Origin of the sequence: Lentzea sp. NPDC003310, assembly GCF_040610935.1 — a bacterium.
GTDB lineage: Bacteria > Actinomycetota > Actinomycetes > Mycobacteriales > Pseudonocardiaceae > Lentzea.
The window spans coordinates 40,101-56,163 of record NZ_JBEXNC010000028.1 but is presented as its reverse complement, the minus strand read 5'-3'; the positions used below and the strand labels follow the sequence as shown (position 1 = coordinate 56,163).

At 69.0% G+C, this 16,063-nt stretch carries 13 protein-coding genes; 10 read left to right on the top strand and 3 right to left on the bottom strand.

Going from position 1 to position 16,063, the window contains the following annotated elements; translation table 11 throughout:
- Positions 1-3 precede the first annotated feature (3 nt).
- The 6 genes from ABZX02_RS40520 (at position 4) to ABZX02_RS40495 (ending at position 11,072) form a co-directional block, all read left to right on the top strand.
- Positions 4-702, top strand: a complete 699-nt coding sequence (locus ABZX02_RS40520) for an ESX secretion-associated protein EspG (RefSeq protein ID WP_355306862.1) — start codon at positions 4-6, stop codon at positions 700-702.
- 83 nt (positions 703-785) lie between these two features.
- A complete protein-coding gene (locus ABZX02_RS40515; RefSeq protein WP_355306860.1) occupies positions 786-2,294 on the top strand; it encodes an alkaline phosphatase D family protein in 1,509 nt (502 codons plus the stop codon).
- A 21-nt stretch (positions 2,295-2,315) separates the two neighbouring features.
- The gene (locus ABZX02_RS40510) at positions 2,316-3,551 is read left to right on the top strand and encodes a hypothetical protein (RefSeq protein WP_355306858.1); all 1,236 of its coding nucleotides are present in this window, start codon (positions 2,316-2,318) and stop codon (positions 3,549-3,551) included.
- A gap of 103 nt (positions 3,552-3,654) precedes the next feature.
- Entirely contained in the window at positions 3,655-9,054 is a 5,400-nt protein-coding gene (gene pulA, locus ABZX02_RS40505; RefSeq protein ID WP_355306856.1) for a pullulanase-type alpha-1,6-glucosidase, read from the top strand.
- A gap of 49 nt (positions 9,055-9,103) precedes the next feature.
- Complete coding sequence (locus ABZX02_RS40500) at positions 9,104-9,586, top strand: MarR family winged helix-turn-helix transcriptional regulator (RefSeq protein WP_355306855.1); 483 nt, start codon at positions 9,104-9,106, stop codon at positions 9,584-9,586.
- A gap of 40 nt (positions 9,587-9,626) precedes the next feature.
- Positions 9,627-11,072: a DHA2 family efflux MFS transporter permease subunit gene (locus tag ABZX02_RS40495; RefSeq protein WP_355306853.1), complete on the top strand. Its 1,446-nt coding sequence runs from the start codon at positions 9,627-9,629 to the stop codon at positions 11,070-11,072.
- Between the two features lie 46 nt (positions 11,073-11,118).
- Here the strand turns inward: ABZX02_RS40495 and ABZX02_RS40490 are convergent, their stop codons facing one another.
- Together ABZX02_RS40490 and ABZX02_RS40485 are read right to left on the bottom strand one after the other, a co-directional pair.
- Positions 11,119-11,520 (bottom strand): hypothetical protein, encoded by a 402-nt coding sequence (locus tag ABZX02_RS40490; protein ID WP_355306851.1) that lies wholly within the window; start codon positions 11,518-11,520, stop codon positions 11,119-11,121.
- A 115-nt stretch (positions 11,521-11,635) separates the two neighbouring features.
- A complete protein-coding gene (locus ABZX02_RS40485; RefSeq protein ID WP_355306849.1) occupies positions 11,636-12,253 on the bottom strand; it encodes a hypothetical protein in 618 nt (205 codons plus the stop codon).
- A 135-nt stretch (positions 12,254-12,388) separates the two neighbouring features.
- On the opposite strand from ABZX02_RS40485, the gene ndk reads away from it, so the two are divergent.
- A complete protein-coding gene (gene ndk / locus ABZX02_RS40480; RefSeq protein WP_355306847.1) occupies positions 12,389-12,799 on the top strand; it encodes a nucleoside-diphosphate kinase in 411 nt (136 codons plus the stop codon).
- Positions 12,800-12,861: 62 nt separating this feature from the next.
- On the opposite strand, the gene ABZX02_RS40475 is transcribed toward ndk, so the two are convergent.
- Positions 12,862-13,443, bottom strand: a complete 582-nt coding sequence (locus tag ABZX02_RS40475; protein WP_355306846.1) for a GNAT family N-acetyltransferase — start codon at positions 13,441-13,443, stop codon at positions 12,862-12,864.
- A gap of 55 nt (positions 13,444-13,498) precedes the next feature.
- On the opposite strand from ABZX02_RS40475, the gene ABZX02_RS40470 reads away from it, so the two are divergent.
- From ABZX02_RS40470 to ABZX02_RS40460, 3 genes are read left to right on the top strand one after another with little or no spacing between them, the layout of a single operon-like run.
- Positions 13,499-14,413 carry an ABC transporter ATP-binding protein gene (locus ABZX02_RS40470; RefSeq protein ID WP_355306844.1) on the top strand — a complete coding sequence of 305 codons (915 nt, stop codon included), beginning with the start codon at positions 13,499-13,501 and terminating at the stop codon, positions 14,411-14,413.
- Positions 14,413-15,186: an ABC transporter permease gene (locus ABZX02_RS40465; protein ID WP_355306842.1), complete on the top strand. Its 774-nt coding sequence runs from the start codon at positions 14,413-14,415 to the stop codon at positions 15,184-15,186. The genes ABZX02_RS40470 and ABZX02_RS40465 overlap by 1 nt, the downstream gene beginning before the upstream one ends.
- Complete coding sequence (locus ABZX02_RS40460) at positions 15,183-16,025, top strand: ABC transporter permease (protein ID WP_355306841.1); 843 nt, start codon at positions 15,183-15,185, stop codon at positions 16,023-16,025. The genes ABZX02_RS40465 and ABZX02_RS40460 overlap by 4 nt, the downstream gene beginning before the upstream one ends.
- Positions 16,026-16,063: the final 38 nt, after the last annotated feature.

The window sequence follows — 16,063 nt, the reverse complement described above, 5'->3', positions numbered from 1 at the left end:
CGAGTGCTGCGGTCGTCGATCCAACTGTCCGACCTCGCCTTCGACGTGTTGTGGAAACAGGAGAAGCTGGGGGAGTACCACCCGGCCCTGAGTGTCGACTCGCCCGGTGAGACCGAGGACGAACGCGTGCTCATCGAGCGCGACGTCATCGGTGAGCTGCGCCGGGTCGGGCTCGACCACCCGGACGTCCGGGGCACGCTGCGCCTGATCGCCAACGCCGAGCACGACTACTCGGCGTGGATCGGGATCACGCCGAACGAGACCAAGCCGGTGGTGGTCGCGGCGAACGCGCAGCACGGGGTGCTCGCGTTGCACGACAACGGGTTCGTGCAGCTGCACCCGATCCGGCCGGAGAACGCGCCGGAGGTCCTCGCCATGCAGCTGCCGGACGTGCCGGCGGGGCGCGGGGCGTCGATCAACGTGCGCGCCACCGAGATCAACGTGCACCAGCCCGGCAAGGCGTCGCCGTCGATCTCGCTGCGCCAGCTGCTCGCCCAGCCCCGCAAGGGCACGGCGAAGCTGTACGCGGCGAAGCGCAACGGCGAGGGCCGGCAGCGCGCCAAGACCTTCCTCACCACGATCGACTTCGAGGACGGCCGCTGGCTCGTGGTCAAGTACACCGACCAGAACCAGCAGACGTGGGTGCACGCCACGCCCGCGTCACGCCAGATCATCACCGACTGGCTCAAGCGCCTGACCTGAGTCACCGCTCCACGGCTGCAGGGACCTGCTGAAGTTCACCTCGGGTTCGGCCCCCGGCCAGAACCGGCGACTAGAAACCGCGCATGACCTTCGACCGTCGTACGTTGTTCAAGGCGGGCGCCCTCGGCACGGCCGCCGCACTGGTGCCGAGTGGCGTCGGCCTCGCGAAGACCGACCGCCCGATCCTCACCCACGGCGTGCAGTCCGGCGACGTCACCTGGGACGGCGGCATCGTGTGGACGCGCGCCGACCGGCCCTCGCGGATGCTCGTCGAGGTGTCCCACGACCCGAAGTTCCGGCTTGCACGGCGCGTGCGCGGCCCGCTGCTGACCCCCGAGACGGGCGGCACCGGCCAGGTCCGGCTGAACGGCCTCGTGCCCGGCCGGACCGCCTACTACCGCGTCACGGCCGAGGACCTGCACGGACGCACGCGCAGCGAACCCGTCACCGGCAGCTTCAGCACCGCCCCGATCGGCCGCGACGAGGTGAGCTTCGTCTGGTCCGGGGACGTGGCGGGCCAGGGCTGGGGCATCAACCCCGACATCGGCGGCATGCCGATCTTCCGGGCGATGGCCGACCGCAGGCCGGACTTCTTCATCCACAGCGGCGACAGCGTCTACTCCGACAACCCGATGCAGGCGAGCGTCACGCTCCCGGACGGCCGGATCTGGCGCAACGTCGTCACGCCGGAGAAGTCCAAAGTGGCCGAGACGCTCGACGAGTACCGCGGCCAGTTCGCCTACAACTTCCTCGACGACAACGTGAAGCGCTTCGCCTCGCAGGTCCCGGTCTTCGCGCAGTGGGACGACCACGAGGTCACCAACAACTGGTACCCCGGCGAGATCCTCGACAACCCGGCCTACACCGAGAAGCGCGTGGACGTCCTGGCACAGCGGGCTTTCCAGGCCTTCCACGAGTGGATGCCCATCGACCAGACGCGCGCGGTGGACGGCCGCGTCCACCGGAAGTTCTCCTACGGCCGCAACGTCGAGATCTTCGTGCTCGACATGCGCACCTACAAGGACCGCAACACCTCCCCGAAGGACCAGCCGGGCGTGATTCTCGGGGCCCGGCAAGCGAAGTGGCTCGTCGACGGGCTCAGCCGCAGCACGGCCACGTGGAAGATCATCGCGGCCGACCTGCCCATCGGTTTGACCGTACCGGACGGCACCGACATCGAAGGGGTGGCGAACGGCCTGCCCGGCGCTCCCAACGGCCGCGAGCACGAGATCGCGTGGGTGCTGCGGGAGCTCAAGCGCCGCCGCGTCCGCAACACGGTCTGGCTCACGGCGGACGTCCACTACACCGCCGCCCACCACTACTCGCCCGACCGCGCGGCCGTGGGCGACTTCGACCCGTTCTGGGAGTTCGTGTCCGGCCCGCTGCACTCCGGCGCGTTCGGCCCGAACACGCTCGACCCGACGTTCGGCCCGCAGGCCGTGTTCGTGCACGCGCCACCCGCCGCCAACACCACGCCGCTCGACGGGTTCCAGCACTTCGGCGAGGTCAAGGCGACGCAGCACGAGCTCACGGTATGGCTGCGCGACGCGACAGGCGCCTCGCTCTGGTCCAAAACACTGAGGGCCGCCTGAACGGAGACGTAGTGTCGACGGGTGCCCATCTCGTTCGACACCACCGGCTTCCAGCAGCTCGACCAGCACACCTGGCAGCACCCCAGCGGGGACCAGGCCCAGCTGACCTACTACGGCCTGGTCCCCGACCTGCCCGCCGGACTGGACGACCTGCCGAAGCTCCGGCACGACCTCGCCCTGGTCCACGGTGAGACCGGGTGCCTGATCGAGGCGCACGTCGTGCAGCTCGGCGGGGAACCGGCGTTGCTGCGGATCATCAAGATGCCGCTGCCGAACCAGCCGAACGGCCAGGTGTTCGTCGCGTCCTTCACCATCCCGAAGGAACGCAGCAGCGCCGTGTTGCAGCTCGGCGCGGTGGAACGCGGCATGACGGGCGCGCGCGAGGCCGTGCTCGCCGCCGAGATCGGGTTCGAGAACTGGGTCAAGCAGCACCCGTACGCGCCGGAGTTGCAGAGCGTCCTGCCGTTCCACGCGGGCGACGACCCCCGCCACGACCCGAGGTTCCCCGACCACCCGTTGACGCGCGTGCGCGCGTGGGCGCACCACGTGGTCCGCACGGGACGGGTCGATCCCGGGTTCGCCTCGCTGCCGCCGTTCCGCCCGCAGGCCCCGGCGGCACCCGTCGAACCGGGGCAGACGCTCTCGACCGCGCTGCCGAGCCTGCCCGTCCGGGACTTCGTCGGCCTGCGGATCGGCGAGGAGACCACGTACTGGCGGGTGAGCGACCCGAAGCTCGGCGAGATGCTCGGCCGCGGCCTCATGGGGCGCTCGCCGCTCGCCGAGGGCCGGTTCCGTGACATGCTCATGATCGACGTCGAGACCGGCGACGCGATGATCCCCGACCGCTACACCACCAACGGTCAGATGACCGCGCACAGCACGAGGATGCAGCAGGTCACGCTGCAGGAGGCGGATGCGGCGCTGTCCGACGACGACGTCATGAACGCCTTCAAGTGGGCGGGCCGGATGTGCGGCGCGGCGGCGGAACGAGGGGAGTTCCTGTCCCTGGAGCCCATCGAGAACGACGGCGAGCAGGCCGATCCGCACATCCTCCTGGCCGTGCAGCCGCACGAGGGACAGCAGGTGGTGATCGCCCAGTTCTCGCCGCCACCAACCGAGGGACCGCTCGCGGGGGCGACGAGCCGCAACGCGCCCGCCACCGCCGAGTCGGTCGAGGGCATCGGCGTGCTCGCCGGCCTGGCGGTCAACGAGTGGCGCTCACATCCGCTGCGGATGGCGATCACCTACCGGCACTGACCAGGCGTGCTGCAAATATTTGCAGAGCCCGACGTATTGTTTCCCGCTGTTTGTCGTGGTTTCGTGCAGCAACTCTGCAAGAAGTTGCGACAAGGAGGTCGCGATGCGTCGGGTCGTCGCCGCGCTCGCTGCACTGGTTCTGCTACCCCTCACACCGGTCCAGGCCGTTGCCGCTCCACCGCAACGTCTTGCCGTGGGCGAGGTGGTGGACATAGCGCCCGGTGTGCGCGACGGGGACGCGAGGCTCGCCTTGCCGCCCAAGCGCGACGACCTGCGGGGCGAGCGGTTCTACTTCGTGATGCCGGACCGGTTCGCGAACGGCGACCCGGCCAACGACCGGGGCCGCTCGAAGGCCGCCGAGCACGGGTTCGACCCCGCTGACAAGGGCTTCTACCACGGCGGCGACCTCAAGGGGCTGCGTCAGAAGCTCGAGTACCTCGACGGCATGGGCATCACGGCGATCTGGATGACGCCGATGTTCCTCAACCGCTGGGTGCAGGGCGACTCCGCCGGCTACCACGGCTACTGGACGCTCGACTTCACCAAGCTCGACCCGCACTTCGGCACCACGCAGGAGATGCGCGACCTGATCCGCGACGCGCACCGGCGGGGCATCAAGGTCTTCTTCGACATCGTCGCGAACCACACCGCCGACGTGATCAAGTACGAGGAAGGCAAGACCCAGTACGTGTCCACGGGCGCCCAGCCGTACCTGGACGCGTCCGGAAAGCCGTTCGACATCGCCGACTACGCGGGCAAGAAGAACTTCCCGAAGCTCGACGCGCAGAAGTCGTTCCCGTACACCCCGGTGAAGGACGGCCCGACGAAGTTCCCGTTGTGGCTCAACGACTCCACGCTCTACCACAACCGCGGTGACTCGACGTTCTCCGGCGAGTCGAGCGAGCAGGGCGACTTCTCCGGCTTGGACGACCTCATGACCGAGCACCCGCGCGTGGTCAACGGCATGAAGGACATCTTCACCAGCTGGATCGACACGCTGGACATCGACGGCTACCGCGTCGACACGGTCAAGCACGTCAACCTGGAGTTCTGGCAGGCCCTCGCGCCGCACGTGAAGCAGTACGCGAACCGCAAGGGCAAGAAGGACTTCTTCGTGTTCGGCGAGGTCTTCGACTCCTCGCCCGAGAACACCTCGAAGTACACGACGGCCGGCAAGATGCAGGCCACGCTCGACTTCCCGTTCCAGAGCAGCGCGCTGAGCTTCCTGTCCGGCAAGGGTTCCCAGCGCCTCGGCGAGGTGCTGCTCGACGACGACCGCTACACCGACGCCGACTCCAACGCCTCGTCGCTGCCCACGTTCCTCGGCAACCACGACATGGGCCGGATCGCGTGGATGATCCGCAACGACCGGCCGGGCATCTCCGACGCCGAACTGCTGGAGCGCCTCAAGCTCGGCAACCAGCTCATGTACCTGTGGCGCGGCAACCCGGTCGTCTACTACGGCGACGAGCAGGGCTTCGCGGGCACAGGTGGCGACAAGCTCGCCCGTCAGGACATGTTCGCCTCGAAGACGCCCGAGTACGCGGCGGAGAAGCTCGTCGGCTCCGACCGCACGGGCGCCCAGGACAACTTCAACACCGAGCACCCGCTGTACCAGCAGCTCAAGGCGTTGGCGCAGCAGGTCGACAAGGACCCGGTGTGGCGCGACGGCAACCAGGTGCTCCGGTACGCCGACGGTGACGTGTTCGCCTTCAGCCGGATCCTCGGCCGCGAGCACCTGGTGGTCGCGAACGCGGGCACCTCGCCCGCGACCGTGACCGTGCCGGTCTCGTCGGCCGGGTTCGAGGGCGCCCAGGTCCAGAACGGCCGCGTCACGGTGACCGTGCCCGCGCTGTCCTCGGTGGTGCTCAAGGGGACCAGCGACGTCGCCAAGTCCAAGCCGGCGCCGACCCTGGTCGCCCCGGCCGCCGGAACTGTGCTGGACGAGCGCGTCGAGCTCCGCGCGGACGGCATCAGCGCGCCCAACGCCGCCGCCACGTTCGCGGCCCGTGTCGAGGGCACGCGCGACTGGACCGTGCTCGGCACCGACGACGCCGCGCCGTACCGCGTGTTCGCCGACCTGTCGGCACTGCCGGGTGCGGCGGTCGGCAAGCGCGTCGAACTGCGGGTGGTCGCGAAGTCGGGGGAGATCGGCGCGGACGGCGCGTTCGTGTCGCTCGTGGCCGCACCGCCGCTGCCCGACCCCGGCACGAAGAACCCGGACTGGCTGGTCGTGCACTACGCCCGCGACAACTACGACGGCTGGGGCCTGCACGTCTGGGGCGACGTCGAGACGCCCACCGAGTGGAGCGCTCCTCTGCCGTTCGCCGGAGAGGACACGTACGGGCGGTTCGCCTGGGTGAAGCTGAAGCCGGGAGCCAAGTCCGTCGGGATCATCGCGCACAAGGGCGACGAGAAGGACACCTCCGTCGACCGGATCGTCGATCCGAGCGTCACGCCCGAGGTGTGGCTGAAGCAGAACGACCCCGCCGTGCACCCGTCCGAGCAGGCGGCCACCGGCAAGGCGGTCGTGCACTACGTGGGTGACGCCGCGGGGGCGTTCGTGCGCGTGGCCGGACGGGGTGACGTGCCGTTCACGAACGGCGTCGCGGAACTGCCGCCGACCACCGACTTCTCCGTCGTGCGCGGCACGACCGTGGAGGCCTCCGGCAAGTTCGCCAGCGGTCACGCGTGGGTCGCGAACGGCAAGGTGCACGCGACGAAGGCGGCCGCCGAGAACCGTGCGGTGATCCACTACAACCGGCCAGACGGCGACTACACCGACTGGACGATGTACCACTGGACGGGCTCCGCCGAGCCGTCACCGGGCTGGAACCAGTCGCGGGTGCCGGACGGCCGGGACCAGTTCGGCGTGTACTGGTCGGTGCCGCTGGCCGCCGGCGCGGCGGGCCTGAGCTACATCATCCACCGCGGCGACACCAAGGACCCGGGCCCCGACCAGTTCCTCGACCTGGGCCAGAAGGGCAACGAGGTGTGGCAGTTGCAGGGGAACGAGACCTACCTGCTCCCGCCGAACGCCGGTCCGGCCGCCGACGACGACCTGACCAAGGCCAAGGCGATCTGGATCTCGAAGGACCGGGTCGTCTGGGACGTGCCGTCGGTGCAGTCCGACGGCTACCGGCTCGAGTACGGCGCCAAGGTGCTGCGCCTGTCGCCGACGACCGAGGCGGTGCCCGCGCAGTTCCCGCACCTGAAGGGCAAGCCGGTGTTCGCCGTGCGCGGGTTCGTGGACGAGGCGTTGCGGGACAAGCTGTCCGCGGTGCACGTCGACGCGGGTGGCGCGATCCGGCACCGCACCAGCGTGCAGATCGCGGGTGTGCTCGATGACCGCTATGCCGCCGCGGCGACGAAGCTGGCGTTCGGGCCGGCCTTCGACCGCGACCGCGCGTCGGTCCGGCTGTGGGCTCCGACGGCGCAGAACGTGAAGCTGCGCCTGTTCGACGAGCCGTCCGGCGAGCCGAAGAAGGTCGTGCAGCTCAAGCGCGACGACGCCTCGGGCTCGTGGACCGGTGACGGCAACTGGAAGTACAAGTACTACCAGTTCGAGGTCACTAACTGGCAGCGCACGGTCGTGGTCACCGACCCGTACTCCGTGGCGTTGTCGGTGAACTCGACGCACTCGCAGTTCGCCGACCTGAAGGACAGCCGGACGATGCCGTCCGGGTGGGCGAAGGACGTCGCGAAGGGCATGGGCGGCGCGATCACCGAGCTGCACGTGCGCGACTTCTCGATCAACGACCAGTCCGTCCCGGCGGCCGACCGCGGCACGTACAAGGCGTTCACGCACCGCGACTCGACCGGCATGAAGCACCTGAAGGCGCTGGCCGCGGCGGGCATGGACACCGTGCACCTGCTGCCGACGTTCGACATCGCCACGATTCCCGAGAAGCGGTCCGAGCAGGCCACCCCGGCCTGCGACCTGCCGTCGCTGCCCGCCGACTCCGACCAGCAGCAGGCCTGCGTGGGCGCGGTCGCGGCCAAGGACGGCTTCAACTGGGGCTACGACCCGTTCCACTACGACGTGCCCGAGGGCTCGTACGCCACGGCGGACGCGCAGAACGGCGCGGCCCGGTCGAAGCAGTACCGCGAGATGGTGAAGTCGTTGCACGACAACGGCAACCGCGTGGTCGTGGACGTCGTCTACAACCACACGGCCTCGTTCGGCGACGCGGCGACGTCCGTGCTCGACAAGGTCGTGCCCGGCTACTACCAGCGGCTCAACCTCGACGGGTCGGTGGCGAACTCCACGTGCTGCGCGAACACGGCGACCGAGAACGCCATGATGGGCAAGCTCGTCGTGGACTCCGTGGTGCGGTGGGCGCGCAACTACAAGGTGGACGGCTTCCGGTTCGACCTGATGGGCCACCACCCGAAGGCGAACATCCTGGCCGTGCGTGCCGCACTGGACGCACTGACCGTGGAACGCGACGGCGTGGACGGCCGCAAGATCGGTGTCTACGGCGAGGGCTGGGACTTCGGCGAGGTCGCCGGCAACGCCCGGTTCGAGCAGGCCACGCAGGCGAACATGGCGGACACGGGCGTCGGCACGTTCAGCGACCGGCTGCGGGACGCGGTGCGCGGTGGCGGGCCGTTCGACGACGACCCGCGCGTGCAGGGCATCGGCTCCGGCCTCGCCGGGGACGTGAACTCCTCGCCCGCCAACGGGAACGTGGCTCAGCGGCTGGAGAACTACAGCGACCTGGTGAAGCTGGGCATGGCGGGCAACATGGCCTCGTACCGCTTCCAGTCGACGGCCGGGCCGGTCGTGGCCGGTCGCGACGTGCAGTACAACGGCTCTCCCGCCGGGTACACCGGGCAGCCGTTGGAGGCCATCACGTACGTGGACGCGCACGACAACGAGGCGTTGTTCGACGCGTTGATGTACAAGCTGAAGCCCGAGACCTCGATGGCCGACCGCGTGAAGATGCAGACCGTCTCTCTCGCGCCGGCGTTGCTGGGGCAGGGGCGTCCGTTCGTGCACGCCGGCACGGAGTTCCTGCGCTCGAAGTCGTTGGACCGCAACAGCTACGACTCGGGGGACTGGTTCAACGCCTACGACCCGTCGTTGCGCGACAACGGGTTCGGTCGCGGCCTGCCGCCCAAGGCGGACAACGAGGCGAAGTGGCCGTACGCGAAGCCGCTGCTGGGCCTCGCGAAGCCGTCGTCGTCCGACATGAGGGCCTCGCTGGACGCGACGCTGGAGCTGCTGCGGATCCGCCAGTCGTCGCCGCTGTTCTCGCTGGGCGACGCGGCGCTGGTGCAGCAGAAGGTGTCGTTCCCGGCGGCACAGCCGGGTGTGATCGTCATGCACGTCGACGACACGGTCGGACCGGACGTCGATCCGGCCCGGCGCGGCCTGCTCGTGGTGATCAACCCGTACCCGACGGACCAGGGGGTCGCGCTGCCCGCCGGTGACTGGAAGCCGGTGACCAGCGAGAAGAAGGTGGGCGCCGCGCGGTCGGTCGTGGTGCTGGAGCGATAGTCTCGCTCAAAAATAGTTTTGTTCCAGATCAGTTGGTACCTTGGTGCTCATGGGCACGAAGGGGTGTACCGACCTGATGATGCTGCTGCATCGGACGAGTCACGCACTGGAGACCGAACTGACGGCGAGGCTCGCGGAGATCGGACTGACTCCGCGAGCCCGCTGCGTGTTGTCCACCGCGCTGGACGCCGAGCTCACGCAGACCGAGATCGCCGATCGGGTCGGCATCGACAAGACGACCATGGTCGTGACGATGGACTCCCTCGAGTCCGCCGGTCACGCCGAGCGCAAGCCGTCGCCGACGGACCGCCGTGCCCGCGTCGTCGTCGTGACCGAGTCGGGCCGCGCGACCGTGGCGAAGGCGGACGCCCTGTACGAGGAGGTCGTCGCGGGCGTGCTGGGCTCGCTGCCGGATGACGAGCGAAAAGGCCTGGTGGGTGGCCTGACTCGGCTGGTGGAAGGTCGTCTGGGCACGCCCGTTCCGTGTGAGAAGCCTCCGCGCAAGCGTGCCGTGCGTCATGTAGTTGGGTAAGAGATAGTCCCGTAAAAAACTATCTGCTACGGTCTCTCTCATGACTTCAGGGGGATCGAGAACCGACGCGCGCTGGCTCGCGCTGATCGTGCTGTGCGCGGGGATGTTGATGATCGTGCTGGACCAGACGATCGTGAACGTCGCGCTGCCCGCGATCGCGGAGGACCTGCGGTTCGGTCAGGCCGGGCTGGCCTGGGTGGTGAACGCGTACCTGATCGCCTACGGCGGTCTGCTCCTGCTCGCGGGTCGTCTGGGCGACCTGATCGGGCACAAGAAGGTGTTCCTGATCGGACTCGGCGTCTTCACGGTGGCGTCGCTGCTGTGCGGGCTGTCGTTCAGCGCCGAGATGCTGATCGTGTCGCGCTTCGTGCAGGGCGCGGGCGGTGCGCTGGCCACGTCCGTGACGCTCGGCATGGTCGTGACGATGTTCCCCGAGCCCAACGAGCAGAGGCGTGCCATCGGCATCTTCAGCTTCGTGGCGGCGGCGGGCGCGTCCCTCGGCCTGTTGCTCGGTGGCGTGCTCACGGACGCCATGTCGTGGCACTGGATCTTCTTCGTGAACATCCCCATCGGCCTCGTGGCCGCCGTTGCCGCCGTGCGTCTCGTGCCCGACTCGGTCGGCCTTGGGTTGCGTGAGGGCGCGGACGTCATCGGCGCGCTGTTGATCGTGGCCGCGGTGATGCTCGGCGTCTACACGATCGTCAAGGCGGAGCACTACGGCTTCGGCTCCACACACACGCTCGGCCTTGGCGCCGTGGCGGTGGCGTTGTTGGTGGGATTCGTGCTGCGCCAACGAACTGCCGCGAAACCGTTGCTGCCGTTGAGGGTCTTCAAGTCCCGCAACGTGACCGGCGCGAACCTGGTGCAGATCTCCATGGTGGCCGGCATGTTCGGCCTGTTCTTCCTCGGCACCCTCTACATGCAACTCGTGCTGCAGTACACGCCGTTGCAGATCGGCCTCGCGTTCATGCCCGTGGCGGGCGCCATCGCGGTGTTCTCGGTGTCGCTCTCAGCGCGCCTCAACGCCCGCTTCGGTGAACGCAACATGCTGATCGTGGGCCTGCTGTTCATGCTCACCGGCATGCTGGTCTTCACGCAGGTGCCGGTCGACGGCTCGTACGTGGCCCACATCCTGCCCGCCGTGGCACCGCTGGGCATCGGGCTCGGGTTGTCGTTCCCCGCCTTGATGACGCTGGCGATGTCGGGCGCCTCGCACGACGAGGCGGGGCTCGCGTCCGGTCTGGTCAACACGACCGCGCAGGTGGGCGGCGCGCTGGGGCTCGCCGTGCTGGCCACGACCTCGACCACCTACACGTCGTCGTTGCTCGCCTCGGGGGTCGAACGGTTGGAGGCGCTGACGTCGGGCTTCCACCTGGCGTTCTGGATCTCGGCCGTGCTCGTGGCGGTGGCGCTGGGGCTGGCGGTGTTCGTGCTGAGGCAGGTCTCGGTCGACCGTGCCGCGGAACAGCCCGTGCTGGTGCACTAGTGGCTCACGGGTCGGCAGGCGGACCGCCTGCCGACCCTGGGGCTCGTCACGCGGCCGCGGCGATCGTCTCCTGGTACGAAGTCCAGGCGAGAGCCACGGCGCGCAGCGTGTTCGACAGCGCGTGGACGTTGGAGAAGTCCATGTAGAACGCGCTTCTCAGGAACAGCGAGTCGTTCATGACGACGACCCCGACCGTCGCGAACGGCTGGACGGCACGCAGCGCCTCGACCAGGTGGTCCGTGTCGATCTGGACGAAGACCTGGAAGTAGATCTCGTTGATCCCGTTGTCCGCGAGCAGCTCCACCGGCGCGCCGCCCTCGACGGAGACCGTCACCTTCCAGAGCGCGGCCGGTCCTTCGATGCGCTCGAGCGCGACGACGTCGTTGTCGTGCCGCATGATGAAGTCGAGTTCCGACCGGCTGAGCCCGGCGGGGAATTCGCTGGCCACAGGCAGACCTCCGTTGTGTGGCGCGGTGCGTACAACGGGGTTGTTCGCCTGCCCGCGGCACCTCGTTACCGCCTGCGGGACTTTGTCCAGTGCGTGCGGAACCGCCTGTCCGCTTTCAGTGGTCGGCCAGCTCTTCTCGCTTCAGGACCTCGTCGGTGCGGAGGATCGCGAACTCGCGGTCCTCCGCCTTGAGGACCTTGAGGAAGCCCGGACTCGTCTCGAACACGTAGACCTCGTCCTTGTCGTTGATGCGCTCCTTGGGCACCCACGGCGTGCTGACGATCGCGGCGACCGCGAGCGCCGAACCCGCGAGGATCCACGCGAACCACTTGAGGAGCCAGCGGGCGTTGCGGAGGGCGAGCACCATGACCGCGCCGATCGCCACGGCCCCGGCGGACAGCCACCAGCGGTGGTAGGTCAGCGTGTGCGACACCATCAACGCCACCAGCACGATCAGCGTCAGGAGTGCCGTCGTGTGCGCGCGTTCCGGGTCCTTGCGGGTGCGCAGGTAGAAGAAGAACGTCGCCGGGGTCACGATCATCAGCAGCACCGTGCTGATGCGGTCGTCGGCCATGAACGTGCCGAGGAACAGGCCGGGCGCGTCGTCCAGTTCGAGCGTGTGCAGGAGGGCGAACGCGGTGTGCCAGTCGTAGTGGGCGACCGCGAGGAGCCTGAGCAGGACGAAGAGGACGGCGGCGCCCGTCAGCGCGGAACCCGTGTGCTTTGCACTCACGGGCGGAACTATGTCGCATCGGACCCCGATGAGATCTCGGAGTATCCCCGGTCACAGCCCTCCGGACGGCCGCCGCACGAGCGCGGTTACCCTTGTCCGCACATCCCGTACCTGTTTTCGAGGAGTCACACCGTCGTGTCCGAGCGCACCCTGGTTCTCGTTAAGCCCGATGGCGTCGCCCGTGGTCTCGTTGGCGAGGTGATCGCCCGCATCGAGCGCAAGGGCCTGAAGCTCGCCGCCCTCGAGCTGCGCACCGCCGACCGCGCCACCGCCGAGCAGCACTACGCGGAGCACGACGGCAAGCCGTTCTACGGCGACCTGGTCGACTTCATCACCGGTGGCCCGCTGGTCGCCATCGTGGTCGAGGGCGTGCGCGCGATCCCCGCGTTCCGCCAGCTGGCCGGCGGCACCGACCCGGTCGAGAAGGCCACCCCGGGCACGATCCGCGGCGACTTCGGCACCGAGGTCCAGTACAACCTGGTGCACGGCTCCGACTCGGCCGAGTCCGCCGAGCGCGAGATCAAGATCTGGTTCCCGAACCTCTGATCTTCGGCTCCACGGAACGGCCCCGGCGTGCGCGCCGGGGCCGTTCGTCGTTCCCGGCCGGTTCACCCCCGTCGAGGACTGCTCCCCAGCCCGCCCGGCGCGGCGCCGTTCAACGTCGTCCCCTCCGGATAACCGAGCGGCAGGTACATCCACACGTCGTCCCACCGCTCCGCCCCCACCGCGATCGCGTTGGGCATCCGCCCGCACTCCCGGAACCCGATGCGCTCGTACAGCTCGATGGCACCGTGGTTGTTCCCCCGCACCCCGAGCATCACGATCTCGATCCCGGCCTCGCGTGCGTGCGCGACCAACCCCTCCACCACGAGCTTGCCCAGCCCGAGCCCCCGCGCGGACGGGTGGGCCATGATCTGCTGCACCTCGGCCCGGTGCTGGAACACGGCGGTGGAACCCCGCCGCCACAACCCCACCGCGCGCACCAAACCGTCCACAACGGCCGTGCAGAACGCGGCGTCGCCGTCCCGCACCTGCTTCAGCACCCCGTCGAGCCAGGCGGAGATGCGGTCGTACGTCGGCGGTGAGTGGTAGCCGACCGCGCCACCTGCCGCGACCACGTCGTGCACGACCGCGTGGATCTCGGCGCGGAGGGTGTCGTCGGCTTCGGTCGGCCAGCGCAGCTCGGGCATGGGGCGATCGTAATTGCGTCGAGAATTGTCAGACCCCTTCGTTACCGTCGGGCGGGTGGACAACCTGGTGAAGGCCAAGGCCCTGACCAAGCACTTCGGGTCGTTCGAGGCCGTGAGAGGCATCGACGTCGAGGTGCGGCGGGGCGAGGCGTTCGGGTTCCTCGGGCCCAACGGGGCCGGGAAGTCGTCGACCATGCGGATGATCTCCTGCGTGTCGGGGCGGACCGGGGGTGACCTGTTGGTGCTCGGGATGGATCCCGGGACCGAGGGCCCCAAGATCCGGGCGCGGCTCGGGGTGGTGCCGCAGCTCGACAACCTCGACACCGAGCTCACGGTCCGGCAGAACCTGCAGATCTACGGGCGGTACTTCGGGATGTCCCGGCAGAGGTGCCGGGAGAAGGCCGCGGAGCTGCTGGAGTTCGCGCAGCTCGCGGACCGGGCCGAGCACGAGGTCGAGCCGCTCAGCGGGGGCATGAAGCGGCGGCTCACGATCGCGCGGTCACTGGTGAACGACCCGGAGCTGCTGCTGCTCGACGAACCGACGACCGGACTGGACCCGCAGGCGCGGCACCTGTTGTGGGACAGGTTGTTCCGGCTCAAGCAGGACGGCGTCACGCTCATCATCACCACCCACTACATGGACGAGGCCGAGCAGCTCTGCGACCGGCTCGTCGTGATGGACGGCGGGCGGATCGCGGCCGAGGGGTCGCCCAGCGAGCTGATCAACCGGTACAGCACCAGGGAGGTGCTGGAGCTGCGGTTCCAGCCCGGCGCGGAGAAACCGGACCTGGAGAGGTTCGCCGACCGCGTCGAGGTGCTGCCGGACCGGCTGCTGCTCTACACGCGCGACGGGGAGGCGGCGCTCAAGGCCGTGCACGAGCACGGGGTCCAACCCGTGCAGAGCCTGGTGCGGCGCAGTTCGCTGGAGGACGTGTTCCTGCGGCTCACCGGCCGGACGTTGGTGGACTGATGCAGACGTTGAGGGCTTCGTGGTTCGCGTTCGAGAAGACCTGGACGTGGTACCGGCGCAACTGGCGCGCCACCGCGGTGTCGGGCTTCCTCACGCCGGTGCTGTTCCTGCTGGCGCTCGGACTGGGGTTCGGCTCGCAGGTGCAGTCCACGGCGTTGATCGGCGGCGTGCCGTACCTGCAGTACCTCGCGCCCGCGCTGGTCGTGGTCACGGCGGTGCAGGGCGCCACGTTCGAGTCGACGTTCCCGGTCATGTCGCAGTTCATGTGGCAGAAGTCGTTCATCGCGATGGTGGCCACGCCGATCACGCCGGCACAGGTCCTCTACGCGCAGATGATGTGGGTCGGCTCGCAGCTGCTGCTCAGGGCGATCGTGTTCGTGGGTGTCGCCGCCGCGCTGGGGGCGGCCGCCGGGCCGGGCATCCTGCTCGCCATCCCCGTCGCGACGCTCGCGGGCCTCGCGTTCAGCGCGCCTCTCGTCGCCTACAGCGCGACGCTGGACAAACCGGACGCGTTCAACAACATCTTCCGGTTCGTGCTCATGCCGATGACGTTGTTCACCGGCGCGTTCTTCCCGGTCAGTCAGCTGCCGGACTGGTTGTTGCCGGTCGTGTGGCTCACCCCGGCGTGGCACGGCATCGAGCTCGCGCGTGGTGCCACGTTCGGCACGTTGGACCTCTTACCCGCGTTGGGCCACCTCGCGTACCTGGGCGCGTTGGTCGCCGTCGGGATCGCGCTCGGCGTGAAGCACTTCCACCGGAGGCTGGCGGTATGACGCAGACCCTGGACCGGGCACAGGCGAAACCCGCCAGTGTCGGACTGCTGTGGCGGATCATCCCGCCGGGCCTGTACGGCAGGCGGGCGAGCATGCTCGTCGAACGGTCCGCCGTGGTGAACCGGCGGGCGTGGTTCGTGCTGGTCGGCGGGGCTTTCGAGCCGATGCTCTTCCTGTGGTCGCTGGGCCTCGGGTTCGGGCAGATGGTCACGTCGGTCGCCGGGCCGGACGGGCGTCCGGTCAGCTACGCCGCGTTCGTGGCGCCCGCGCTGCTGGCGGCGAGCGCGATGAACGGCGCCGTGTACGACGCGACGTTCAACGTGTTCTTCAAGTTCAAGTACGCGAAGCTCTACGACGCGATGCTCACGACGCCGATGGGGCCGATGGACATCGCGATCGGCGAGATCTCCTGGGCGTTGCTGCGGGGCGGCCTGTACTCGGCGGGCTTCCTCGGCGTGATGCTCGGGATGGGCCTCATCTTCTCGCCGTGGGCCTTGCTGGCCTTGCCCGCGGCGCTGCTGGTCGCGTTCGCGTTCGCCGCGGTGGGCATGGCGGCGACCACGTTCATGAGGTCGTGGCAGGACTTCGACCTGGTGCAGCTCGCGGTGCTGCCGATGTTCCTGTTCTCGACGACGTTCTTCCCGCTGTCGGTCTACCCGGGCTGGTTGCAGGCCGTCGTCACGTGGACGCCGCTGTACCAGGCCATCGAGATGATGAGGGGCCTCACGCTGGGCGTGGTCGACTGGGGCATGCTCGGCCACGTCGCGTACTTCGCGGTGCTGGCGGCCTTCGGAACAGTGGTCGCGGCCAGGCGATTGGGGAGGTTGTTGCTGGACTGAACCCGCGATTCGGCCTCCGCCTGTGGGGGCCGTTACTC

What these genes read in the sequence shown, in the direction of transcription:
- ABZX02_RS40515 (WP_355306860.1), top strand. Translation starts at nt 786, where the DNA reads ATGACCTTCGACCGTCGTACGTTGTTCAAGGCGGGCGCCCTCGGCACG.
- pulA (WP_355306856.1), top strand. Translation starts at nt 3,655, where the DNA reads ATGCGTCGGGTCGTCGCCGCGCTCGCTGCACTGGTTCTGCTACCCCTC.
- ABZX02_RS40500 (WP_355306855.1), top strand. Translation starts at nt 9,104, where the DNA reads ATGGGCACGAAGGGGTGTACCGACCTGATGATGCTGCTGCATCGGACG.
- ABZX02_RS40495 (WP_355306853.1), top strand. Translation starts at nt 9,627, where the DNA reads ATGACTTCAGGGGGATCGAGAACCGACGCGCGCTGGCTCGCGCTGATC.
- ABZX02_RS40475 (WP_355306846.1), bottom strand. Translation starts at nt 13,443, where the DNA reads ATGCCCGAGCTGCGCTGGCCGACCGAAGCCGACGACACCCTCCGCGCC.
- ABZX02_RS40465 (WP_355306842.1), top strand. Translation starts at nt 14,413, where the DNA reads ATGCAGACGTTGAGGGCTTCGTGGTTCGCGTTCGAGAAGACCTGGACG.
- ABZX02_RS40460 (WP_355306841.1), top strand. Translation starts at nt 15,183, where the DNA reads ATGACGCAGACCCTGGACCGGGCACAGGCGAAACCCGCCAGTGTCGGA.